Below are 25,051 nucleotides of genomic sequence, written 5' to 3'. Positions count from 1 at the left end.
CGCGGTAACCGAAACGCGCGCGCAGCAGCATTCAGTCCGCGAATACCGCCTTGCGCTTGGTCAGCATGGCGGAGGCGCCCTCCAGGAAGTCCGGGGACTGCAGCAGCTCGCTCTGGCCCGTCTTCTCCGCGGCGAGCGCGTCGTCCAGGGAGGTCAGCGCGGCCGCGTTGAGGGCGCGCTTGGTGAGTTCGAGGGCGCGGCGGGGCCCGTGGGCCAGCTTGGCCGCGACGGCCTCGACCCGCGCGTCGAGTTCGGCCTCGGGCAGCACGGCGGTGACCAGCTTGTGCCGGGCCGCCTCGGTGATCGGCAGCCGCTCGCCCAGCAGCGCCATCTCCGCGGCCAGGGGGCGTCCGGCCGCGGCGGCGACCATGGCCGCGGCGCCGCCGTCGGGCATCAGTCCGATGTTGACGAAGGCCAGCAGGAGATACGCCTCCTCGCTGGCGTAGGTCAGGTCCGCGGCCAGCGCGAGGGCCACACCGACCCCGGCCGCCGCGCCGCGGATGCGCGCGATCACCGGAACGGGTGCGTCGACGATCGCCCGCACCAGGCGGTTCGCGGCGTCCATCGTCATCTCGGGGGTGATGCCCCGCTGCGCCTCCGCCACCGCGCCGGACAGATCCGCGCCCGTACAGAAGTCCCCGCCCTCGCCGGTGAGCACGATCGCGCGAACCGTGCGATCCTGTCCCGCGGCCTCGAACGCGTCGCCGAGCGCGACCATAGTGTCGTAGTTGATGGCGTTCTTGCGCTTGGGATTGGCAATGGTGATCCGCAGGACGCGGTCGTCGTGAACGACCTGCAGGGTTGTCGGAGCGGTCGACTGTTCGATGTTGCTCATAACTACTCCCAAGCTCGCCCGTCGCTGCCGCCGGCGGCGGAATGATGGTTAACTTTGCGAATTGTGGTTAACTTATGTTGACTTGTGCGGCGCTGTCAACAGGCGGCGGCGCGGGCGAAGGAGAGAGTGCATGGTCGCGGATCGCAGCGAGTCCGGACTCGCTTCCGCGCGACCGGACGGTGCGGGAACGAACGGCCGGGCCGACACTGGCGTGCGTCGGCGGCCGAAGAACCGCAAGGCACAAATCGTGCGGGTCGCGGCGCGGGCGTTCAGCGAGCGCGGCTACCACCCCGTCGGCGTCGACGAGATCGCCGCCGAGGTCGGCATCTCCGGGCCCGCCCTCTACCGGCACTTCAGGAACAAATACGCGCTGCTGGTCGCGGCCGCCGAGGGCGGCGCACAACTGCTGCTCGAGGCCGCCCGCTCTGCCGAGGATCCGGCGGCGGACCCGGAATCCAGACTCACCTCGCTGATCCGCGCCCTGTCCGAGCACACCATCGAGGTGCGCCGCGAGGGCGGGCTGTACCGGTGGGAGCGGCGCTATCTCGAGCCCGAGGACCGCCGCCGCATCCGGGTCGTCTACGCCGCCCTGCACGAGACCGTGGAGTCGGCGATCGCCGCGCTGCGCCCCGAGGCCGACGCGGCCGACGTCGCGGTGCTGGGCACCGGCATGCTCGGTGCGATCGGCAGCATCACCCTGCACCGCACCCCGCTGGCCAACGCCCGGCTGATCGATCTGCTGCAGGACATCTGCTGGTCGATCCTGCGCGTGGACCTGCCGCCCGCGCCCGTCGAGCCCGCGCCCGAGGCCGGGATGCGCGGACTGCCGCTGAGCTCCAAGCGCGAACAGCTGCTCCTCGAGGCGATCCGGATCTTCGGCCGGCAGGGATACCACGAGGCCAGTATCGAGGAGATCGGTGCGGCCGTGGGCATCAACGCCTCGAGCGTGTACCGCTACTTCCCCAGCAAGTCCGATCTGCTGGCCGCGGCCTTCCACCGCACCGGCGAGCGGGTCGCGATCGCCAACTCCGAGGCGCTGGCCGAGGCCACCAGCCGCGCCGACGCGGCGCTGCGCATCGCGGACCGCTTCGCCCGGCTCACTTTCGCCACGCCGGAGATCCTGCCGGTCTACTTCGCCGAATTCTCGAATCTGCCCGCGGCCGAACAGCACAAGCTGCGCGCGGTGCAGCGCCAGAACGTGCTCGAGTGGGCGAATCTGCTCGACGGCGACCAGCCCGAGGCCCGCTTCCGCGTGCACGCCGCCATCGCGCAGGTGGTCGACGTCGGTCGCGGGATGCGCTTCGACCGCCGTCCGGAATCCCTTGCCCGCGTGCACGCTTTGATGCGCGCGGTCCTGCTGGGCACGGAATCACCCGCCGCCGAATAGGACTCGCGGTGGGCCCGACGCCCTGCCGTCCCTGCGGCGCACATCGCACCGGAATGTGCCAGGACACAGCGGATCACTGCTGTTCGGGCCCAACGCGCGACGGGACGACCGGAGACGCGGCCGAGACGACGCGTTACTACCCGCGTCCGTGACGGAGGCGGAACAACGCCCGCGCGAGCCGCAGGTGCCGCGGATGCCGGTCGAAGGTGGACAGATCGACCGGTGCGCTGTAACGCTTCTGAGCGATGGCCAGCGTCCGGCTGAACTCGCGCAGGCCCGCCTCGCCGTGGGTGTGGCCCTGCCCGTATTCGCCGACGCCGCCGAACGGCATCGCCGGGATCCCCGCATAGGCCATCGACGAATTGACCGTCACCACACCGGTTTTGATGCGCTCGGCGAATTCGGGGACCATGCGGACGTCGCGGGTGAACACCGCTACCGCCAGGCCGTGCTCGGCGGCGTTGATACGTTCTGTGGCCTCGTCCATGGTGGCCACCGAATTCACGATGAGCACGGGCCCGGCCGCCTCGCCGGTGATCGCCGTGCTGTCCTCGGGGACCCCGGCCAGCACGATGGGCTCGACATAGGGCTCGCGGATGGATTCCAGGCCGCCGACCACCGCGCGGCCGCCGCGCGCGATCGCGTCCTTGACCTGCCGTCGCACCACCTCGATCTGCGATTCGGAGATCATCGGCCCGTAGGAGGCGCGGCGATCCCCGCCGGGACGCAGCTTGGCGGCCCGGGCGGCGACCTTGTTCAGGAACGGTTCGTAGACCGATTCCGCCACGTAGACGCGCTGGATGCCCGCGGGACTCTGCCCGGCATTGGACATCGCCCCGAACACCGCCGCGTCGGCGGCGTCGTCCAGTTTCGCGTCGACCTGCACCACCATCGCGCCCTTGCCGTCGCGCTCGACGACAACCGGGGTCATGTTCCGTGCGCACAGCGAGATCACCTCGCGCGCACCGGCTTCCGAGCCGGCGAAGGCGATCTTGTCGACCCGGGAGCGGCACAGCGCGGAGCCGGTCGCGGTGTCGCCGGTAACCACCTGCAGCACAGGCTGATTCGGTGCGAGCCGGGCCCAGCTCTCGGCCAGCCACACCCCGACACCGGGAGTGAGCTCGCTGGGCTTGAACACCACGGCATTTCCCGCCGCCATCGCGTAGGCGATCGAGCCCATCGGGGTGAAGACCGGATTGCTCCACGGCCCGAGCACACCGACCACCCCGAGCGGCAGGTAGCCGACCGAGGCGCGCTGGCTGCGGGTGAGCCAGGTGGCGCCCAGGCGCCGGCGCCCCAGGGCCTGTTCGGCGTTGCGGGCGGCCCAGTCGAGATTCTCCACCGCGAGCATGACCTCGATAGCCGCGTCGATCTCCGGCTTGCCCGTCTCGGTGCACACCAGGTCGACCAGCTCGCTCGCGCGGCGGGAGATGGCGCGCTTCCAGTCCAGCAGCCAGCGCCTGCGGCCGGCGAATCCGATTGATCCCCACCACTTCTCGGCCGAACGCGCGGATCGCACGGTGCGCGCCAGCTCGATCGGGCCCATCATGGCGTAGTCGCCGACGAATTCCCCGGTGCGCGGATCGTAGGAGGTGAGCACCCTGGAGGGGCGCGCCGGCGCGCGCTCGTCGTTCACTCTGCGGGTCGAGTCTGCCATCGCCCTCACCCTCTCGCTTGCCTGTACCTTCGGCAGCGAGCCCCTCCCGCTCGCCCATCAAGGGGCCGGACGAGGGAGCCGCAGATCCGTGCGGACTCTCGCGCCCCCTATCGCCAGGTTAGGGGCGTCCCGGCCCGTCGGACAAGAACCGATAACACCTCACAAACCGCGCGGTCTGTGCATAGCCTGCGCCGATCCCACCCCGGACCGACCAGTTTCTCAAAATGTGAGTAACACCACACTCTTTCGATCCTCGGCCGAATGCCGCCCGCCGCGTTCACCCGGGGCGATACGACTTCAAGCTGTTTCACACCCGGGCGCCCCCGCGCGGCCATGCACCCATCCGCACCCCAACCAGTAACATCGCCCCCTGTGGAAGGGATCACCAACCGGGACGCACCCATCGGCGAGCCCGCCGCCCCGGCCCTAGTGGAGAGTTGATGCCGAGCTTGGACGAAGCAGAGTCACCGCCAGAAACCGCGGTCATGGTGACCGATGTCCGCAAATCCTTCGGCGAGGTCCACGCGCTGCGCGGCATCAGTTTCGCCGCCGCGCGCGGATCGGTGCTGGGCATTCTCGGCCCGAACGGCGCGGGCAAGACCACCATGGTCAAGATCCTGTCCACCCTGCTGCGCCCGGACTCCGGCAGCGCCACGGTGGCCGGGCATGACGTCATCGCCGACCCGGCGGGCGTGCGCCGGTCGATCATGATGACCGGGCAGTACGCGGCCCTGGACGAGAATTTGTCCGGCCGCGAGAACCTGGAATTGTTCGGCCGGCTCATGGGCCTAGGCAAGAAGGCCGCCCGCCGGCGCGCGGACACCCTGCTCGAGGAGTTCGACCTCGTCGGCGCGGGCAAGCGCGCGGTGCGCGGCTACTCCGGCGGCATGCGGCGCCGCGTCGACATCGCCTGCGGACTGGTGGTGCGGCCGGAGGTGGTCTTCCTCGACGAGCCCACCACCGGACTGGATCCGCGCAGCCGCCAGGGCGTCTGGGATCTGGTGAACGCGCTCAAGCTCCAGGGCATCACGGTCCTGTTGACCACGCAGTACCTCGAAGAGGCCGACGTGCTCAGCGACAACATCATCGTCATCGACCGGGGCACGGTCATCGCCGAGGGCACCGCCGACGAGCTCAAGGAGAAGACCGGCGGCAGCTACTGCGAGATCGTGCCGCTGGATCCGGCCAAGGTGCCCGCCGCGGTGACGGCGCTGGGCGAGTTGGTGCCCGAGGGGTTGCGCGGGGAGCTGTCCGAGGCGCCCGAGCGCATCTCGATCCCGGCCCCGGACGGCGCCGCGACCCTGTCGGAGGCGCTGCGCCGACTCGACGGCGCCGAGGTCGAGCTCATCGACATCGGGCTGCGACGGCCCTCGCTCGACGACGTCTTCCTGTCCATCACCGGACATTCGGGCGGGCACGAGTGAACGCTTCATCCGAGCGCGGCGAGGCGGGGCCGCGGCAGTGACCGATCAACTCACCGCACCCGCGGTGCGACTGTTCGCCGATCTGCCCGGCGCGCGCCTGTCCGCCCTCGCGCAGTGGCGCGCGCTGACCGGCCGGATCATCCGGACCATGGCCACCAAGGGAGAACTGGTCGTCGCGGTGGTCGCGCCGCTGGTGTTCACACTGGGGTTCTACCTGCCGCTGCGGTGGGTGATGAAGATCCAGGGCATCGACTACGGGCAGTTCGTCATGCCGATCATCGTGCTGCAGACCATGTCGTTCACGATGATGTCCAATGCGCAGATCGCCGCGTTCGAGACCGCGAGCGGGCTGAACACCCGGCTGCAGACCATGCCGGTCGGGCGGCTGGTGCCGCTGGCCGCGCGGCTGTCCGCGGGCCTGGTGCGCTCGGTGACCTCGCTGATCGCCGCGCTGATCTTCGGATTCATCATCGGATTCCGGTTGCACGCGAGCGTCGGGCAGTCGGTGCTGTTCTGCCTGTCCTCGCTGGCGGTGGGTACGGTGCTGGCGATCGGCGCCGACGCGCTGGGCTGCCTGACCAAGAGCCCGGAATCGCTGAGCCAGGCGCTGACGCTGCCAACGCTGATCTTCGGGATGCTGTCGTGCGGATTCGTCCCGGAAACGGGCTTCCCGCACTGGATCCGGCCGTTCGTGCGCAACCAGCCGATCTCGCAGTTCTCCTTCGCGATGCGCGACATGGCGGCGGGCGGGGTGAGCTGGCATGTGCTGTGGGTGCCGCTGGTGTGGCTGGCCGCGCTCGCGGTCTGCTTCGTGCCGCTGGCGGTCTGGGCGAGTGTGAGGCGCGAATGAGTACGGTGATGGAGACCGAGGCGACGCTGGGATCGGCGCCGTTGCCGATCGTCGAGCCGCGGTCCGAGCGGGCCGCCTCGACGCTGGTGCGGCACAGCCTGATTCAGTGCAAGCGGCTGCTCCAGGTGTGGGCCCGCGACCCGGCGACCACCATTCAGACCCTGATCTATCCGGCGCTGACGCTGCTGATGCTGCGCGTCGTGCTGGGCGATTCGATCAGCAACGCGACGGGCATGCCCAGCGTGTACGGCACGGTTCCGATGATCACGGTGGTGGCGGCGATGTCGGGGGCGGTGGTCAGCGGGCTGGGCTTCAAGAAGGAGCAGTTCACCGGGCTGCTGGGCCGGTTCTGGACGATGCCGATCCACCGCGCGGCCGGACTCACGGGACGGCTGCTGGCCGAGGCGATCCGGGTGCTGATCACCACGCTCTTCGTGATCGTGGTCGGCATCTGCATCGGATTCCGGTTCTGGAACGGACCGCTCGCCGCGCTGGGAATGATCGCGCTGCCGGTCCTGTTCGGCGTCGCCTTCGCGGTACTGGTGACCGCGCTGGCCACCATCTCCGAGGGGGTGCTGCTGGTGAACACCGTCGGCATCTTCAGCACCCTGCTGATGTTCTTCAACTCCGGATTCGTACCCGTCATGGCGTATCCGACCTGGCTTCAGTCGACCGTGGCGAATCAGCCGATGAGCACCGCGATCGACGCCATGCGCGGGCTGTGCTGGGACGGGCCGATCACCGCGCCGCTGCTGAAGACCCTCGCGTGGACCTTCGGGGCGATCGTGATCTTCGCCGTCCCGGCGATTCGTGGGTACCGGCGTGCTGCGGAGAGCAGCGGGTAGAAACCCGAACGCCGGTGTGCCCGCAGCCTGACGGCGGGCACACCGGCGCGGGATCCGGCGATGGACGTTCAGCCCCGCCGGACATCTCGGCCGCTACCGGGTACTCGTAGCGCTCGTCGGTGGGTCCCTGTCCTCGTGGGCAGTGCGCACGCGGCGACCGCCAAGCGCCCCGGGCCGCGTCACCAATTCAGCTCCGGCCGGTCAGCGTCAGGTAGATGAGCAGCAGGTTCAGTGCGGTGATCACCGCGGCGATCGCCCACGCGATCGCGGTGGTGACACGACGGTTGACGTCGGCCCCCATCAGCGCGCGGTCCCCGGTGAAGCGCACCAGCGGGATCAGCGCGAACGGAATTCCGAACGACAGCACCACCTGCGAGACGATCAGAGCCCGGGTCGGATCGACACCGACGGCCAGAATCGCCAGCGCGGGGATCAGCGTGACGACGCGGCGCAGCAACAGCGGAATCCGCCGGCGCAGCAGCCCCTCCATGATCATCGCGCCCGCGTAGGCACCGACCGAGGTCGAGGCCAGGCCCGAGGCCAGCAGGGCGATCGCCAGCAGCAGCGCGGCGGTGACCCCGAGCGAGCTGTGTACCGCGTGGTACGCGTCCTGAATCGTGTTGATGTCGGTGCGACCGCCGAAGGTGTGCGCGGCCATCAGCAGCATCGCCAGGTTCACCGCGCCGGCGATCACCATCGCGATGCCGACGTCCCAGCGGTTCACCCGCAGGAGCCGCGCGCGCACCGGTCCGGGCTCGGGGTGGCCGTGCCGCTCCACGGACATTCCCGAGTGCAGGTAGATCACGTGCGGCATCACGGTCGCGCCGACGATAGCGGCGGCCAGCAGCACGCTCTGGGTGCCCTCGAAGCGCGGCAGCAGCCCGCCCGCGGTGGCGCCCAGCGGCGGCGGCGAGATCACCAGGCTGGCCACGAATCCAATCGAGATGATCGCCAGCAGGCCGATGATCACCCGCTCGAAGGTCCGCTGCCCCCGCCGGTTCTGCACGCCCAGCAGCACGATCGATACCGCACCGGTGATGACCCCGCCCAGCACCAGCGGCAGGTGGAACAGCAGCTGCAGGGCGATCGCGCCGCCTATCACCTCGGCCAGATCGGTGGCCATCGCGGCCAATTCGGCCTGCGCCCAATAGGCCAGCCGCATCCGGCGCCCGGACGTATCGCGCACCAGCTCCGGCAGCGAGCGGCCGGTGACCAGGCCCGCCTTCGCCGAGAGGTACTGCACCAGCGCGGCCATCGCGTTGGCGAGCACCACCACCCACACCAGCAGGTAGCCGTACTGCGCGCCCGCGCTGACATTGGAGGCGATGTTGCCGGGGTCGACGTAGGCGATCGACGCCACGAAGGCCGGGCCGAGCAGCAGCGACGCCGACTTCGCCCGGTTGAACACGGTGGACGGAGAGGCGAGCGCGGTACCCATGACAAGATTTTATGGGGAACCGAACTTTTTCGGTAGAGCTGCCTAAAAAAGTGACCACCCCGACTGCGTCACGCGGCCGGGGTGGTGGAGATGGGTGGGCGGAACCTACTTGATGCCCAGCCCCCGGGACAGCACGGGCCACGAACTCAGGAAGTCGTCGTTCCAGTAGCCCCACGAGTGGGTGCCCGAGTTACGGAAGTTGAAGGTCGCCGGGATGCCCAGCGACGCCAGCTTCTGCTGCATGTTGTGGGTGCAGTAGTTGACCCCGGCCTCGATGACGCCACCGATCAGCAGCTGATTGGCCAGGCCGTAGGCGCCGGGCAGCGCGTACTTGTTGTTCATGGTGTCGTACTGGCCGGGCAGCCCGTTGCCGGAGGAGATGTACAGGTTCATGCCGCGCAGCTTGTCGGCGTGCACATACGGGTCGTTCGCGGCCCACGCCGGGGCACCGTCCGGACCGTACATGTTCACGACATTGCCGCCGCCCCAGGTGTTGACGGTGAGCTTCACGAACTCACGCCCGACCGGGTCGGCGGTCTGCGCGCAGCCGGAGTATGCGGCCACGGACTTGTACAGGCCCGGCTTGGCGATCGCCAGGTTCAGCACGCTGGTGCCGGAGGTGGACAGCCCCGCGATCGCGTTGACACCGTTGGTGCCCAGCGCGGCGTTGATCAGCGGGGGCAGCTCCTCGGTGAAGAAGGTCTTCCACTTGTTGCGGCCCAGGTTCGGATCGTCCTTGATCCAGTCGGTGTAGTAACTCCACTTGCCGCCGATGGGCTGGACCACGTTGACGTTCTTGGGCGCCAGGAAGCCGTCGACGATGTCGGTCTTCTTGACCCAGCTCGCGTCGTCCTCACCGCCGCCGGCGCCGTTGAGCAGGTACAGCGTCGGGCGCGGGACCGAGGCGTCGGCCGGGCGCTGCACATCCACCGGATAGGTCTCGTCCATCGCGGCGGAGTGCACGTAGAGGCGGATGTTGCGGTTGTCGGTGTAGGTGGCCTTGGTGATTTTCGAACCGTCGGGCGCGGTCGGATCCGCCAGCAGGGCCTTGCCCGTGATGATCGGATCGGCCGCCGCGGCCGTCGTCGCGCCGACTCCCGCCACGACACCTGCGAGAAGCCCCGTGGCGGCCGCTAGGACGGCAGCGGTTCTGACACCGCGCCGGAAGTGTCGACGAATCACAATTCACACCTTCACTATCGGTTTGTATCGGTTCAGCAGTCCGGGGCAGGGCCGGACACCCCGGCGCCCCCGCGGGCCGGTCGAGTGTTCGCCTGCGACCATACGGGCTTTGCGCCCGGCGCACCAAGGGCAATCACTTGTCCTCTTGGCGCCTCATCATGCCGGATCCCCGGCGTCCGAATCAGTTTCACCCCGGAATGCCCATGTAGAGGGGTGCGGATCCGGCTCACCGGGCCGCGGGGGCATCGGCGGGCATGGCATCAATCCGCGTATCGAGGTCCGCCACGCGGGCCTGCGGCGCCTCGGCGATCTGCCGGATCAGTGCCGAAAGTCCGTATGCCAGATAATTCGCCACCGGCTCACTGATCGCGCCGCACCGGTACCGCAGCGAGATGTGCACCGCTCCGTTCAACGCCACGGCGACGGTGATCGGATAGCCGAACGCGGATATCGCATCCGCCTCGCCGTCCACCTCCGCGACGGCGATGCCGTCGAGTATCCCGGTCAGCTCCACCCGATCGGCCGCGTCCGCGAATACCACCACGGAATCGAAAAGCTGTTCCATGCCCAGCGATTCGCGAATCTCGCGCAGCGCCGGGCAGCGCTGCCCGAGCAGCTGGTCCTGCTCGGATCCCAACCGCCGCAGCAACTCCGTGACAGTCTCACCGGCCTCCGGGCACACCCGCGCCGGGACGACACCGCCGAAGCGGCCCACCATGGCGTCCGAATCCGGGACCGCCGCGGGCCGTCCGGGCACGGCCAGGCCGAACACCACGTCGTCGCGATCGGCGGTGCGGCCGATCAGCAGGCCCCACGCCGCCTGCACCACCGTGCGCACCGAGATGCCCGGGCGCGCGGCCAATTCGGACAGTCGGGCGATATCGCCGGCACCCAGATCGAGATCGACACGCGCGGTCGCCGAGGAGATCTCGCGCTCCGGAGCCGAGCGCGCGAGCATCACCGGCTCGTCGTAGCCGGACAGCGCCGCGTACCAGGCCGTGCGCGCGGCATGCAGGTCGCGCATCGCCAGCCAGGCCGGATACGCGCGGTACGGATACACCGCCGGGAGCTGGCGCGAGCGTGGACCGCGCGCATAGGCCGTCAGCAGATCCCGCATGACCAGGCGCAGGGACCGGTCGTCGAGCAGGAGCGGGTGAGCGGTAACGAGCATCCGATGGACCTCGCGCGCGGACCGGAGCAGGGCGAAGCGCAGCAGTGGCGCGCGCTCGGGATCGAAGGGCGCCAGCCGATCCGCGGCCTCGTACCGGACCACCTCGGTCCGGGCGCCGACCTCGCCCATGTCGGTGAAATCGAGCGTGCGCCAGGCTACGTCGACCGATTCCAGCACCAGCTGAACCGGATCGCCCTCGGCCGTGGCGAACACCACACGCAGGCCGTCGTGCCGGTCCAGCACGGCCTGGGCCGCCAATCGCATCCGGCGGTCGTCGAGCGGACCGTTCAGGTCGACCGCAAACTGGGTGGCGGACGATTCGCCGATCCGCGTGCGGAGATCGCTGGCCGAATCCTCCTGTGCCACTGACGACTCCGGCCGCCGCCTGGGCAGCTCGGCACGGGGCTTCACCGAATCCGACGGCGGGGTTCGAGTGCCTCCCCGGCGCTGCGGCAGCTGCGGGAGGGGCGTCTCCGAGTCGGACTCACGCTGACCCGCGCGCCGCTGCGGCAGCTGCAGGACCGCCGCGGAATGACCGTCCGATGACGAATCATCCTGCGGGGTGGGCGAATCCGACGGTGGTGCGATCAAATCGGTCTGCGGCGGGGTGATCGGCCAGAGATCCGCGAGCTCGGGCTGGGCCAGCAGCAGTCGATCGATATCGGACTGAGCCAGCGGCACGAGCGGGAAGTCCGACGGCGTGAAACCGCCCGCGTCCGGGCGGGTCCCGTGCTCGGCGAGGCCGCCGAGTGCCCGGACCCAGTGCCCGGCCAGCTCCTTCACCTCATCGGCCTCCAAAACCGCCGAGGCGTAGTCGAAGCGGGCCCGCAGCCCGTCCTCGGTGGCGTCGACGGTGATGTCGAGGAACAGATCGGCCGGCGGCGTATCGGGGTAGGCACGGGCCGGCCGTAGATCGCGGTACCGGAATGCCGTGCGGCCGTTCGGCAGTGCGGCGAGCTCGTCGGCGGTGGCCGGATTGAGATAGCGCAGCGGTCCGTATCCGATGCCGCCCGCGGGCACCGCGCGGCGCTGCTCCTTCACCCGGGAGATGATCGTGCCCGCAGCGGGGCCACCGGCCAGGGCGTCATCGATATCGATGTCGTCCACGTTCAGCGGCAGCGGGTACGCGGCGGTGAATCCGCCGACGACCCTGACGGATTCGGGTCCACCTATCGATCGCCCGTCGGCGGGCAGCTGCACCACCGCGCCGAGGGCATCGGTGCCGCGGGAGCGCGGCACCAGCGCCAGCGCCGCCAGCAGCACGTCCTGGACCTCCGCGTGGTAGGCCGCGGCGACCGCGTCCACCGCGGCGGCGCCCTCTGTGGTCAGGGTCAGCGAGACCCGGCCGCGGGTGATCAGATCCGCCCCGTCCAGCGGTGTCTCGGCGGGCAGCCCGGCGAGCGTGCGCCGCCACCAGAACATCTCACCCGTTGCCGACGCGTCGGTCGCGCGCTCGGCCAGCCCGCGGGCGACACCGTCGGGTGTGCTCGGGGTACCGAAGGGCGCGCCGCGGCCGGACCAGGCGGCACACAGCTCGTCGATGATGATCCGCCACGAGGAGTCGTCCACCACCAGGCCGTTGGCGACGATCACCACCGTCGCCACGCTCCCCTGCGCCACATCGGTTTCCGGATCGGCGATGAGCCCGAAGCGAATGTTGCGACCGTGCGCGGGATCCAGCTCCGCCGTCAGCGCGCGCAGGGCCACACCCGCGACGCCCTCCGCACGGACGAACTGCCGCACCGATGCCCGTGGCGCGGCATCGTCCAGCACCAGGCGCGCGTCCCGGGTACCCCGCGCGAAGGCGGGCGCCCAGGTGCGCAACGCATTCGGGCCGGACCCGGTGGCGACCGCGAGGCGCGCGGACAGCAGCGGATGCCGATCCAGCAGGCCCTGCGCCGCCGTCAGGACGCCCTCGGCGGGGCAGTCCTCGGGGACGTCCAGGGAAAGGGCGCGGATCTCGCGGCCGGACGGGTCTATGTCCAGTACTCGAATCGCGCGCGGCGACAACGGAAGTACGCCCGCGGGTCGTGCATCGGCGCGATCCGAGTGCTCGCTGCCGTTGTGCGGAAGTCGCCCGGCCTTATCCGGTTCCTCGCCTGCCCGGGGCGGGGTCGGACGGACCGTGGCGTCGTCGGAATCCCCCGTGCCGCTGACGAGCTCGGCGGCCTCGATGGGATCTGCCGGCGATGAGATCTCGCCACCGGTGCCGGAGTGCGATTGCGCCGGCTCAGCCGGATCTACCTGGGGTACACCACGATCGCCCACCCCGGACGACAGGACATCGCCGACCGAATTCGTCCGGATCGATTCGCGGGTCGGTGAATCCGCGAACTCGGCCGGATCTGTCCGCGACGCACCGCCGGCGAGCCCGGTGGAGGAGGAAGCATTGCCGTCGGATTCCGGCGGGGCGGATACGCCGTCGGCGGACTTGGACTCGTACGCCTCACGATCGCCTGTAACCGGGAGGGAGACGTGGTCGCGGAGGTCCTCGGATTGGGTGAGCTGCCAGACGGCCGAGGGGGCGGCGGCGATATCCAATCCGGCGGCGCTCGCCTGCTCCCGGGCCTCGGCGATGATGCGCTCGGCCGGGGTCTGCGCGCGGGCCGGCACCGGTTCGGGCACCACAGCGGCGGCGGCCTCGACGGGGTACGAGGGCTCGACCGGCGCGGCGGATTCCGCGGGCTCCTCGGCATCGTGGGCGTCGTCGGTCTCGGTCGTGTCGGTGACGATGACCTCGAGGCCGGCAAGGGCCGACGGGTCCATCGAGCGCATGACCGAACCGGGCAGGAACGCGTGGGTCACCCGCTCGGCGCCGATCAGGCGTGCCAACTCCGGGCCGCCGTCGACGGCCGCGGGCACGACGACCAGCGTGGCGGCCGCGCCGAGTGCCAGCAGCAGCTCCAGCACCGCCTCGTCCGAGGACGGCGCGGCCAGTGCCAGGATCCGCGAATCATGGTGCAGCCGATAGTGTTCGGCCTGCCCGGACAGCCGGGCCAGGTCGCCGTGCGCAACCACCGCGCCCTGCTGGTGGTCGGCATCGCCGGCACCGTAGAGCACGTAGGCACCGTCGTCCGGATGCAGGGCGGTGACGCGTTCGGCGTCGGTAATCGGCGCGCCGGAGCGCGAATCGACCTGCGCCGCGAAATTCGGGTCGTCGAGCACGACCCATTCGTGCCCGATCCGCGGCAGTCCGGCGGATACTCCGCGCACGGTGACACCGAGGGCCGCACCGGAATCGGCGACCAGATCGCCGATGCGCTCGTGCGGCAGGAACGGTTCGACGGGCACGACCGCCGCGCCGGTCTTGGCGACCGACCACACCGTCACCAATGCCTCGAGCGAGCGCGGAATCGCCACGGCCACCGGCACTTGCGGACCGGCGCCGAGCTCGATCAAGCGCCGCGCGAGCTTCGAGGACGCGACATCGAGCTGGGCGTAGCTGAAGCTGCGCCCACGGGCCACCACGGCCGGACTGTTCGCATTGGCCGCCACCGCGGCGGCCATGAGGTCGGGCAGGGTCCGGGGCCGGGCGGCCTCCGCGGCGAGCTCCATCTGCTCGCCCGCCACCGCGGTCCAGAAGTCCCACACCGAGACATCGAAGGCCGAGGCGGACCGCAGCAACGCCGCCTGCGCGCCGTCGAGCCCGAATTCGGCAGTATCGCCATGCAATTGGCCCAGGGCCCCCGCATGCGAGACGACGACCCGCTCGGTACCCGACGGGAAGACCACCCAGGCCGGATGCTGCGCGTGCAACGGAGCGATCCGGTCGTCGTCGGTGAGCCGATGGGTCGGCACACCCTCGAGATTCAGCTCGTCGACCCGGATAACAGTCGGCTGTCCCTGCGACGTGTGCACGGGCCGGCGGCCGATGGGGACCAGCAGCCGGGTCGGCGCATCGGCGCCCGACCCGGCGCGATCCAGCTCCGCGAAGGGGTGATCCGAGTCGGTCAGCACGCAGACCGGTTCGGCGGCGGCAAGAATCTCGTGGCCGCGTTCCACGGACCCGTCCGGATCGATCGGCACGGCCGCGCCACCGGCCTTCGCCACCGCGTACACGGCCACACCCAGATCCACGGACCGGGGAAGGGCCAGCACAACCAGCGAGTCGGGCCCGACACCGAGCGAAATCAGGTACCGCGCCAGGCGATTGGCCCGCGCGTCGAGGTCACCGAGCGTGAATTCCGCCGTGCCGCCCTCGTCCTGCGGCAGCTCGGCGACGATCGCGACCGCATCGGGTTCGGCCGAGGCGACATGGTCCAGGAGCGAGGCGAGCGTGGGACCGTCCGGGCTCGCATCGGCAGAGCGCCACGCCGTTTCGGGCTCGGAGGGTTCGGAGGACTCGCCCGAATCCACCTCGTACTCGGCGCGATCCGAGTGTCCGGCCTCGAATGCCGCCGCGACCGATTCACCGGACGCGTGGCCGTCCTCCCACGAGTCCACCGGCGCATCGCTCCACTCGCGGGACTCCTGCCCCGACTCCACCGACCACCACGGGGCATCGGAGTTCGAATCGTGTTCGGCGTACTGCGCTTCCTCGTACTGGGCGTCGATATCGTTGCCGCCCACCGAGATCGCCGGGTTATCGGCGATCGCGGTCAGCAGCTCGACCAGATCGATGGCGATGGCCTCGGCGGTGCTGCCGGCGAAAAGATCGGTGGCGTAGGTGAGTTCGCCGTCGATGCCGGTCGGAATGCCGTTGGGGTCGTGCGTCTCGGTCAGGGCCAGGTTCAGGTCGAAGTGGGAGACCTCGAGGTCGGTGTCGACGTCATCGACGGTCAGCCCGGGCAGCTCCACCGCCAGGCGGGGGCGGCTGCGCACCGACACGCCGACTTGGAACAGCGGGTGGTGCGCGGTGGATCTCTCGGCGTCGAGCGCCCGCACCAGCCTGGCGAAGGGAATGTCGGAGTGCGCGAAGGCCTCCGCCTCCATCTCCCGCTGACGGATCAGCAGGTCGGTGAACGGTTCCGCCGCGTTCAGGCGCGCCCGCAGCACGACCGTATTGACGAACGTCCCTATCAGGTCATCGAATTCGCCCTCGCCGCGACCGGAGACCGGGGTACCGAGCGGAATGTCGTCACTCCCGGTCAGGCGTCCCAGCAGGGTCGCCAGGGCGGCATGGACGACGGTGAACAACGTTGCGCCGGAACGGTCCGCGAGGGTCAGCAGGGCGGCGTGGACGGCGGCCTCGATGTACAGACCGGTCCGCGCGCCGGCCAGCGTGGCCACGTCCGGACGCATGCGGTCCACGGGCAGCGGAAGTTCCGCGGGCAAGCCGGAGAGCTGCCGACGCCAGTAGGAGATCTGCTGGGCGGCAACGGATTCGTGATCCCACTCCGCACCGAGCAACTCCTCGTGCCGCAGGAGGTAATCCGCGTACTGCGCGGGCAGCGGCTCCCACCGCGGTGCATGACCGGCGGTTCGCGCGGCATACGCGGCCATCAGGTCGGAGATCAGCGGCTCCAGCGACGTGGTGTCGGCCGCAATGTGGTGGACCACCACGGCCAGCACGTATTCGCGGCGGGAGCCCGGCGCCAGATCGGATATCTCGAACAACCGGACCCGCAGCGGTGCCTCGGTGGTCACATCGAACGGCGCGGCGGCCAGCTCCCAGACCGCGGCCAACACCTCGTTCGCCGTAATCCGTTGTGCCGCCGGGTTCTCGGGCCGCGCTTGAGCGGCCATCACCGTGCGCCCCGGACGCGAGACGCCCGCCCCGCCCTCCCAGACGGCCGGGTACACGGTGCGCAGCACATCGTGCCGGTTGATCACATCGTCCAGGGCCGCACTCAGCGACTCGACGTCCAGGCTGCCGGTCAGCCGCAGCACGAACGGCAGATGGTAAGCGGCCGGAACACGCGCTCCGACAACCTGATCAGCCCGATTGAGCGTCCACATCCGTTCCTGCGCCGGCGAGAGCAGCTCGCGCCCCCGGACGTTCGACTCCCGTGCCGGATCCGCCCGCCACGCGGTCTTCGCCCGCGACGCCTCGGACTTCACGCCGGACCCGAGCGTCCGCGCCCGCCACGCCGAACCGGCCTCCGACCGCGCCTGCGGCTCCGCAAGAGGCTCGGACGACGTCACCGACTCCCGCCGCGATGGCATCGACGGTTCCTCAGTGGGCCCGGACGACGCCGACTCCTGCTGCGGCGCAGCGTCCGCCGGCGAGTCCAGATCCTCCAGGGGCCCGTACGACGACCTGTCCCACGACGGCACGGCTGACTCGCCCGACCGAGCCTGCCACGATGGCCCGGCGTCCCAACCGGACTCGGACTCCTCGACGGACCCGTGCGACCGCATCGCCCACGGCGGCACGGCCTCGGCACCGAACTCCGACTCGGCTACGGGATAGTCGGGCCGCTTCGCCCAGGAGGGCGTCCCCTCCCCGTCAGCCCGCAGCTCTACGAGGGACTCGAGCGGCTCCCGGTAAGGGAGCGCATCCGCCTCGGTCCGGGAATCCTCGGGCGAATCCGGTGTCCGCTCCGGCGCGACAGCCTCCGCGGACGCCGGTGACTCCTCGAAGGACTCACGCAATCGCGACTCCCCCGGCGACGCAGCATCCGCCTGCGCCTCGGATTCCACAGCGGACTCCAGTGCCCGTTCCGCCAACTCCGAGCCGGCCGACCACGACATCGAATCCGTTGCGGTATTTCGTGACTCGCGATCCAGCGCCCATTCCCGCGGGCGCTCGTGCCCTTGCAACCACGCCGGTGTCGATTCGTGCGGCGAGGCCGATTCGAGCCCCGTCATCCGCTCGGGTAGCTGATCGCTCGTGCCGGCTTCCGACTCCGAAATCGTTGCCGGATCCGGGATCTCGGTCCCTTCAGAGGACCTCTCGGCATCCGCCCGATACCCCGGCTCCGCCCGCCGCTCGGAGTGCGGCAGCGGATCGCCGATCCCCGGCGACACCGGATCGATTCGATGCTGCGGGGACTGCTCCGGCGCGGATTCGTCCTCGGCGTCGATAGGCCGATCCGTGTGCGGCCGCAGCGCATCCACCAACGACGCGGCCGAAACCGAACCTTCGGTCGATTCCTCGGCGGTGGGATCGGTGCGGCCCAGGTAGTCCAGGCGCGCGGGCAGCTCACCGGCACCCTCCCGCCACACCACGAGATCACCGGTGCGATACAGGCGGGAGCCCGCGGCATCGCCGTCCGCAAAGGGGTTGGCCACGAAGCGATCCGCGGTCGCGGGGGGCCGTCCGGCAAATCCGCGGGCCAGTTGCGCGCCGCCGAGAAACAGCTCGCCGGGCACGCCGACGGGAACCGGGCGCAACCGGTCGTCCAGCACGTAGACCTGGGTGTTCCACTGCGGCAGGCCGATCGGCACATTCGAGCGATCCGCACCATCGGCGGGCCAGTACATCACCGACACCGCGACCCCTGCGGGCCCGTACAGATGATGCACCCGGGCATCGCAGATCCGCTGCAGCGCAGCCACGGTCTGTCCGGTCAGCGCCTCGCCGATCACGAATATCTCCCGTAGCGTCGGGCAGATACCCGGCGCGGTGCGCCCGGCGAACAGTGCCAGTTCCGAGGGAGCGAAATCGGTTACCGTAACTCCCTGCGCGGCAATCGTTTCCGCAAGGTACAGCGGATCGAGGCGCCCCTCCGGCGGTGCCAGGCGCAGCGTTGCGCCCACCCGCAGGGGCAGGAAGTATCCCCACGGCGAGCGGGCGCGGGTCGCGGCGGACCGGTGCAGGTATACGTCCGTGCTGTCCAGCGGATAGGCCGCCAGCATCCATTCGAGCTGGTGATCGATCGCCGCATGCGAGACCACCGCGCCGTGGCCGTCCCCGGCGAACATGAAGTAGGCCGGATGGCCGGGCAACAGCGAGCCGGTCAGCTCGTCGGGTCGCACCGGACTCGGATCGAATCTGCCCAGATCCATCGTGTCCAGCCGCAGGACCTGCGTATCGACCGGCGCGGGAACAGTATCCGCGACGGTGGTGACCACGCACGCCGGCCGCGCCACGTCCAGGATGTGCGCGATTCGCTCGATCGGATCGTCCGGATCCACCGGCACGAACGCACCGCCGGCGGTCAGGATCGCGTACATCCCGACCAGCAGCTCCGTGGACGGGCGGATCGCCAGTGCCACCGCGGTTTCCGGACCGACTCCGCGCGAGATGAGCAGGCGCGCCAGCTGATTGACCCGACTATCGAACTGCGCGTAGGTCAGCTTCGCATCGCCGCAGGAGATCGCGACCGCATCCGGAACCTGCTGCACCGCCTGCCGATAACCATCGAGCAGCAGTCCCGGCTCGACCGAATACCGAGTGTTGTTCCAGGCGGTGAGGATTCGAACCCGCTCGTCGGGCTGCAGCAGATCGATGTCGCCGATCGGCCGTCGCGGATCGGCGACGCCGGCCGTCAGCAGGTGCACCAGGCGCTCGGCGAATCCGGCGATGGTGATCTCGTCGAACAGCTCGGTATCGTAGGTGAACGTCGCCGACAGCCCGCCCGGCGCATCGCCGTCGCGGCGGGGGACCACGGCCAGCCGCAGCTCGCACGGCCTGTCCGTGCCCGCGACTTCCACGCCCGTCGCGGACAGGCCCGGCAGCGCCAGCTGCGGCTGATCCGCCGCGCGCACCACCAGCGCCGCGCGCGGCCACGGCGCGACCTCGCCCACCGGCAGCGCCCGCGCCACGCGCGCGAAGGGCAATTCCGCGTGCGCGAACGCCTCGAGATCGCTGCGCCGCACCCCGGCGAGCAGATCGGCGAACGAGGCGGCCGCATCGACCCGGGTGCGCAGCGCCACCGTGTTCTCGAAAAGTCCTATGGTCCCGTCGAGTTCGCGAATGCCGCGGCCCGCAACCCTCGACCCGACGACGATGTCGCCATTCCCGGACAGCCGCGCCAGCAATGCCGCGAATCCCGCATGGACGGCGGTGAAAAGCGTTGCGCCCGTGCCGGTAACGAGTTCCTCGAGCCCGGCATGGACCCCGGCCGCCACGGTGAACGAATACTCCGCACCCCGCCCGGACCGCGGTATCTGCGGCCGCTGCCGGTCGACCGGCAGCCGCAGCTCCGCGACTCCCGCCATAGTCGTTCGCCAGTATTCGATCTCGCGCGCGGCGGCCGACTCGGGATCCGTTTCGTCTCCGAGGACCGTGCGCTGCCAGAGCGCGAAGTCGGCGTACTGCAGGGGCAGCGGCGCCCAGCGCGGCGTGGCCCGGTTGCGCCGGGCGAGCAGCGCGACGGCCAGATCGCGCAGGAACGGCGTGATGCTGGCCTCGTCGGCGGCGATGCGATGGGCGACGACCGCTACCACATGGTCGTCGGGCGCAACCGCCGCGATCCCGATCTGCACCGGAACCTCGACCGTCACATCGAAGGCGATCCGCGCGTAGTCGGCCAGCCAGCCCTCGATCTCGGACTCGGTGAGCTCCGCGGGCGTCAGATCCGCCAGCACCTGATCCAGCGGCAGCACGGCCTGAGATCCGGTGTCGCCCACCGCCGGATACACGGTCCGCAACATCTGGTGCCGCTCGATGACGTCGACGACCGCGACCTGCAACGCCTCCACCCGCACGTGCCCGCCGATCCGCACGGCGAAGCACACATTGTGGGCCAGCGACTCCGGATCGCCCCGGTTGATCTCCCACATCGACTGCTGCGCAAGCGATAGCGGCACCGAGGGAAGGACTGTGTCCTCGAACTCCACAGTTGTAGACGGACGCGTCATAGGCCCCAACGGGATTCGGTGCGCAGCGTCAGCGCCCTCGAGCGCGTCCAGCCCAGCGCCGCTCTCGGCACTCACCTCGCGCACGTCCGGCGCCGCCCCGGCCCCCGCACGCTCGGATGTCACCGAACGGCCACCTGCATCGGTATGCGCGCCCGCCTCGTCTGCACGCGGCGCCTCGCTCATAGCGGCGACCGCTACCCCCGCGGTGTCCCCCAACTCGGCCTTGGCCGCATCCACCGCACGCACGCCGATCTCATCGACCGTATCGTGCCTTCCGACCAGCCAACTCGGGCCGTCGTCCGGGGCCTCTGCCTTCGCTGCGTCGTCGCGCGCCTCATCGACGACACCTGCGGGACCTACGTATTCAAGCGTCCCCTCGGCCGTTCGCCGGACCAGATCGCCGGTTCGGAACAGCCGCATATCGTTCTCCCCGGGCAGTCCCCCGGGCGCCGCGAAGGGATTCGCCACGAAACGCAGCGCCGTGCGCACCGGACGTCGTCGGTAGCCGCGGGCCAGTTGTGCACCGGCGATGTACAACTCGCCCACGTCGCCCTCTGCCACGGGCGAAAGCCGCTCGTCCAGAACGTATTCGGCGATGCCGCGCACCGGGGTGCCGACCGACGGCTCGCCGAGCGGGCCGACATGGGTCATGACAGTGGTCTCGGCCGCACCGTATCCGTGCAGAACCTGCCGGTCGGCCGCGCCGAACGGCCCCGGGCTGACCGGTCCGGCCCAGCGCTGCGCCAGCTCCGGCGCCGGCAGTCCGCCGCAGATCACCACCCGCAGCTCGTCCAGTCCCGCCGGATCCACCGATTCGAGCACACCATGCGCGAGGTACGCGTGCGTCACGTCCTCGCGCAGCAGCAGCGCGGCCAGCTCGGCACCCTCGTGCACCGTCGGCGCGGCCACCACCATCGCGGCCGTTCCCCCGATGGCCAGTAGCAGCTCCAGCACGAATGCGTGATCCGCGGGCGCCGCGAACGCCAGCGTCCGGGCATCCCCGTCGACGTGATAGCGGATCCGCTGCTCGTCACACAGTCCCGACAGCCCGGCCTGCGTGACCACGATGCCGGGCACGGCATCCTCGGCGGTGTAGACGGCGTAGGCGGGATGTTCGGCCCGCAAGGGGCGCAGCCGGTCGGCGTAAGTGACCGGGTCGGCGGCGAATTCCTCCAGCTCCATCGCGAATTCGGCGGTATCGATGGCCAGCCAGTTCGCCGCCGCGGGCAACCCGGGGCGGGCGGCCGCGACGGTCAGGCCCAGCACCGCACCCGAGTCGGCGACGATCCGCGCGATGCGCTGCGCCGGGGCGTCCGGATCCACGGGGACGAATCCCGCGCCGCACTTGGCCACCGCCCAGACCGCGATCACGGCCTCCAGCGACCGCGGCACGACCACCGCCACCAGATCCTCCGGCCCGATGCCGCGCCCGATCAGCAGGCGCGCCACCCGGGTCGACCGCTCGTCGAGCTCGGCGTAGGTCAGCTCGGCGAGCGTGGTCTCGGCGTCGGCGAGGACGACGGCGATCGCGTCGGGATCGGCCTCGACCGCAGTCGACAGCAGCTGCGGCAGGGTGGTGACGCGCGCCCGGCGACCGCGTGACGGGCGAGTGCGGGACGAACGCGTCATCGGATAATCACTCGCCGAGTCACGTTGCGCCGTCCAACCACCCGAAGCACGTTGCTCACCCTGCCTGTTTGTTGCTCATGCGCTGGTTAGAGCGCCACCCACGATCAATCGAGCACGGCGGTCGCGGATGCCACCGCCGTGCGGAGATCCCGCGGCCGGAGGGTAACCGCCCGCGGAATCAGACCATTGTCCGGTACAAAGACCGGATGGTCACCCGGTGGGCCTGATTTCAGCCCACCAACTCGTCCAGCACCATAAACGTTTCGGCCGCACCAAAACCAGAGACCGGTTCCGGACCCCTATCCAGAACCAGTGCCTGCAGATCCTCCAGCGGTTCCGGATCCAGCCGCGCCAGCCCGTCGTGATCGGTGAACAGGTGGGTCACCCATTCCTCGGCCAGCGCCGCCGCGGTGCCCTCGGCGGGCAGCACCATCGAGGCGCCCGCCGCACCGGCCGCCAGGATCTCCAGCAGCGCCGCGAGCGCTCCGGGCGGACCCTGATGGAACGTCCGCGATTCGAAGGTCAGCTCTGTACCCGACCGCAATCCGTCCACGGCCGCGGCCAGCTCGTCGTATCCGAGGACCCGGTGCTCGGCGACGAAGGCCGGATCCGTGCCGCGCAGGGCGCCGATCCGATTGGCGTAGGTCACCGGCCGGGCCGACTCGGCGGCGATCTCGGACATGACGGCCGGATCTCTGAGCACCACCCAGTCGATGCCGTCCAGGTGTTCCGCCGGCACCGGCGCGAGCGCCGCGAGCCCGACCTCGATCCCGGGCACGGTGTCCGCCCCGGATGCGGTGGGCAGCACCATATCCGCTCCCACCGGGATCACCGCGGCACCTGCCTTGAGCACCGCCCAGGTGGCGACGGTGGCATCGATCCCGCGGTCCAGCCGCACCGCCACCCCCACGCCGGGCCCGCAGCCCCGCCCGATCAGTACCCGCGCCAGCCGCGAGGACCGGGCATCCAGCTCGCGATACGACACCTCGTCTCCGCCGGACACCAGTGCGGGACTCTCGGGATCCTCCTCCACGATCCCCGCGAGGACCTGCGCCAGCGCGGTACCGGTGGACTTGGTCGCGGAGACAGTTGCCGCCGCCGATTCGGTTGCGGCGGGGGCGCTTTCGGCGACTCGCTCATGAGTGAGCGCGCCGTGGGCCGAAGCGCCCGATGCAGCGGCATCGTGCGCGGCACTGCTCTGTGCTGCACCGTCATCTGTGGCAACACCCGGCGCCGCAACGCCCTGCTGGGTGCCGTCGGGTGCGCCAACACTTTGTGCGGCACCGTCGTACGCGGCAACACCCGGCGCCGCAACGCTCTGCTCAGCGCCATCGTGCGCGGCAGCACCTTGTGCGGCACCGTCATCGCCGCCAGCACCCGGCACTGCGTCAGCGTCCGGGCCAGCTCCCTGCGGAGCGCGATCGTTCGCGTCAGGACCCTGCGCAATGCCGTCGTGTGCGCCGGCGCCTTGCTCAGTGCCGTCGGCTGCCGCAGCACCCTGTGCTGCAGCGACATACGCGGCAACGCCCTGCTCAGCGCCATCGTCCGAGCCGACACCCTGCACAGCGCCATCTCGCGCGGCAACGCCCTGTCCACCGCCATCGAGCGCAGCAACGCCCTGTGCGCCACCATCCAGCGCAACATCGTCCCGCGCGACAATTTCATGCGCAGCGCCGTCGAGTGCAGCGCCAACCTCGCCATTGGATGTCGGCAGCTCGATCGCCCCGACAACCAGCTCGGGATCGACAGCAACCGCCGTCAGTATCCGCTCGAACCGTTCACCCAACCGCCGGACCGTCGACTCGTCGAAAAGATCCGTGGCATAGGTGAATACCGCGACCAGCTCGGCGGGCGCACCGTCGGGGTCGTAGTGCGGCTCGACGTTCACCTGCAGATCGAACTTCGCCGCGACGGCGTCGGTGTCCACCGCGGCGATGGTCAGGCCGGGCAGCTCGAGGGTGGGCCGCTCGTTGTTCTGGAACGACAGCACGACCTGCAGCAGGCGCTGGGCGGCGAAGGGGTCCGCCCCCGTCGCCACCGCCTCCGCAACCCGCTCGAACGGAATATCGGAGTTCGCGAAGGCGGAAAGGTCGCTCTCGCGGGCCTTGTCGACCAGCGCGGCGAAAGTGTCCGACGCCTCGACCGTGGTCCGCAGCGCGAGCGTATTGACGAACATGCCCACCAGGTCGTCGAGGGCGCGTTCCCCACGCCCCGCGATCGGCGTCCCGATGACGATGTCGGAGGACTCCGCCTGCCCGGCGAGCACGGCGGCCAGCGCCGCGTGCACGACCATGAACAGCGACGAATTGTGTTCGCCCGCAATACGGGTCAGACGCTCGTGGACCGATGCATCCACGGTGAACCCGATGTATGCACCGCGCAGCGAGGGCACGACCGGGCGGGGCCGGTCGGTTGCGAGCCGGGCCGGTGACACCGCGAGCCGATCCCGCCAGTAGTCCAATTGCCGTGCCGCGACCGAATTCTCGTCGCCGTCGTCGCCGATCACCTCGCGCTGCCACACCGCGTAGTCCGCGTACTGGATTTCCAGTGGCGCCCACCCGGGTTGGCCGCCCTGCGCGCGCGCGACGTAGGCCGTCACCAGGTCCCGCGCGAGCGGCGCGAGCGAGGCACCGTCGGCGCTGATGTGGTGCACCACCATCGCCAGCAGGTAGTCGCGGTCCTGTTCCAGCAGCAGGGCCCGCACCGGAACCTCCTGGCTGACATCGAATCCGGTCGACATCAGCGCACCGATCCGCGCGATCGGATCGCCGCCGGATTCGACCGTCAGCCCCGCGGGCAGGGCCTCGGCGGCCGAGAGAATCTGCTGATAGGGCAACCCGCCCAGACCATCCGCGGGATACCGCGTCCGCAACGACTCGTGCCGCTCCAGCACATCGCCCACCGCCGCCCGCAACGCCTCCACATCCAGCTCACCGGTCAACCGAA

Annotated in this window: 10 protein-coding genes; 4 read left to right on the top strand and 6 right to left on the bottom strand. The window is 70.3% G+C overall.

The window, feature by feature from the left end:
* Nucleotides 1–31 precede the first annotated feature (31 nt).
* Nucleotides 32–835 (bottom strand): enoyl-CoA hydratase-related protein, encoded by an 804-nt coding sequence (locus KO481_RS38265; RefSeq protein ID WP_215923447.1) that lies wholly within the window; start codon nt 833–835, stop codon nt 32–34.
* Between the two features lie 130 nt (nt 836–965).
* Here KO481_RS38265 and KO481_RS38260 point away from each other — a divergent pair, with 130 nt between their 5' ends.
* Nucleotides 966–2,222, top strand: a complete 1,257-nt coding sequence (locus KO481_RS38260) for a TetR/AcrR family transcriptional regulator (protein WP_215923446.1) — start codon at nt 966–968, stop codon at nt 2,220–2,222.
* Nucleotides 2,223–2,358: 136 nt separating this feature from the next.
* On the opposite strand, the gene KO481_RS38255 is transcribed toward KO481_RS38260, so the two are convergent.
* A complete protein-coding gene (locus tag KO481_RS38255; RefSeq protein ID WP_215923445.1) occupies nt 2,359–3,879 on the bottom strand; it encodes an aldehyde dehydrogenase family protein in 1,521 nt (506 codons plus the stop codon).
* A 440-nt stretch (nt 3,880–4,319) separates the two neighbouring features.
* On the opposite strand from KO481_RS38255, the gene KO481_RS38250 reads away from it, so the two are divergent.
* Genes KO481_RS38250 through KO481_RS38240 form a run of 3 tightly spaced genes read left to right on the top strand, consistent with a single transcriptional unit; the run spans nt 4,320 to nt 6,998 of the window.
* Nucleotides 4,320–5,303 (top strand): ATP-binding cassette domain-containing protein, encoded by a 984-nt coding sequence (locus KO481_RS38250; RefSeq protein ID WP_215923444.1) that lies wholly within the window; start codon nt 4,320–4,322, stop codon nt 5,301–5,303.
* Nucleotides 5,304–5,340: 37 nt separating this feature from the next.
* Nucleotides 5,341–6,153, top strand: coding sequence for an ABC transporter permease (locus KO481_RS38245; protein WP_372452181.1), 813 nt, complete (start codon nt 5,341–5,343; stop codon nt 6,151–6,153).
* Complete coding sequence (locus KO481_RS38240; RefSeq protein WP_215923443.1) at nt 6,150–6,998, top strand: ABC transporter permease; 849 nt, start codon at nt 6,150–6,152, stop codon at nt 6,996–6,998. Before KO481_RS38245 ends, KO481_RS38240 begins: the two co-directional genes overlap by 4 nt.
* Before the next feature lie 187 nt (nt 6,999–7,185).
* On the opposite strand, the gene KO481_RS38235 is transcribed toward KO481_RS38240, so the two are convergent.
* From KO481_RS38235 to KO481_RS38220, 4 genes are all read right to left on the bottom strand, one after another.
* Nucleotides 7,186–8,436 (bottom strand): Nramp family divalent metal transporter, encoded by a 1,251-nt coding sequence (locus KO481_RS38235; RefSeq protein ID WP_215923442.1) that lies wholly within the window; start codon nt 8,434–8,436, stop codon nt 7,186–7,188.
* Between the two features lie 105 nt (nt 8,437–8,541).
* On the bottom strand, nt 8,542–9,540 hold the full coding sequence (locus tag KO481_RS38230; protein WP_215923441.1) for an alpha/beta hydrolase: 999 nt from the start codon (nt 9,538–9,540) through the stop codon (nt 8,542–8,544).
* 304 nt (nt 9,541–9,844) lie between these two features.
* Complete coding sequence (locus tag KO481_RS38225) at nt 9,845–22,105, bottom strand: condensation domain-containing protein (RefSeq protein WP_215923440.1); 12,261 nt, start codon at nt 22,103–22,105, stop codon at nt 9,845–9,847.
* Between the two features lie 229 nt (nt 22,106–22,334).
* On the bottom strand, nt 22,335–25,051 hold a 2,717-nt coding region (locus tag KO481_RS38220), incomplete at its 5' end, for a condensation domain-containing protein (protein WP_215923439.1).

This window comes from Nocardia albiluteola, assembly GCF_018860155.1.
Lineage (GTDB): Bacteria > Actinomycetota > Actinomycetes > Mycobacteriales > Mycobacteriaceae > Nocardia > Nocardia albiluteola.
Note: the sequence above shows the minus strand (reverse complement) of the source record. Positions and strands in the feature narration are given on the sequence as shown.

Bases quoted from the DNA above. Each gene is read 5' to 3' on its own strand.
- KO481_RS38255 (WP_215923445.1), bottom strand. From the start codon at position 3,879: ATGGCAGACTCGACCCGCAGAGTGAACGACGAGCGCGCGCCGGCGCGC.
- KO481_RS38265 (WP_215923447.1), bottom strand. From the start codon at position 835: ATGAGCAACATCGAACAGTCGACCGCTCCGACAACCCTGCAGGTCGTT.
- KO481_RS38225 (WP_215923440.1), bottom strand. From the start codon at position 22,105: ATGACGCGTTCGTCCCGCACTCGCCCGTCACGCGGTCGCCGGGCGCGC.
- KO481_RS38260 (WP_215923446.1), top strand. From the start codon at position 966: ATGGTCGCGGATCGCAGCGAGTCCGGACTCGCTTCCGCGCGACCGGAC.
- KO481_RS38235 (WP_215923442.1), bottom strand. From the start codon at position 8,436: ATGGGTACCGCGCTCGCCTCTCCGTCCACCGTGTTCAACCGGGCGAAG.
- KO481_RS38240 (WP_215923443.1), top strand. From the start codon at position 6,150: ATGAGTACGGTGATGGAGACCGAGGCGACGCTGGGATCGGCGCCGTTG.
- KO481_RS38250 (WP_215923444.1), top strand. From the start codon at position 4,320: ATGCCGAGCTTGGACGAAGCAGAGTCACCGCCAGAAACCGCGGTCATG.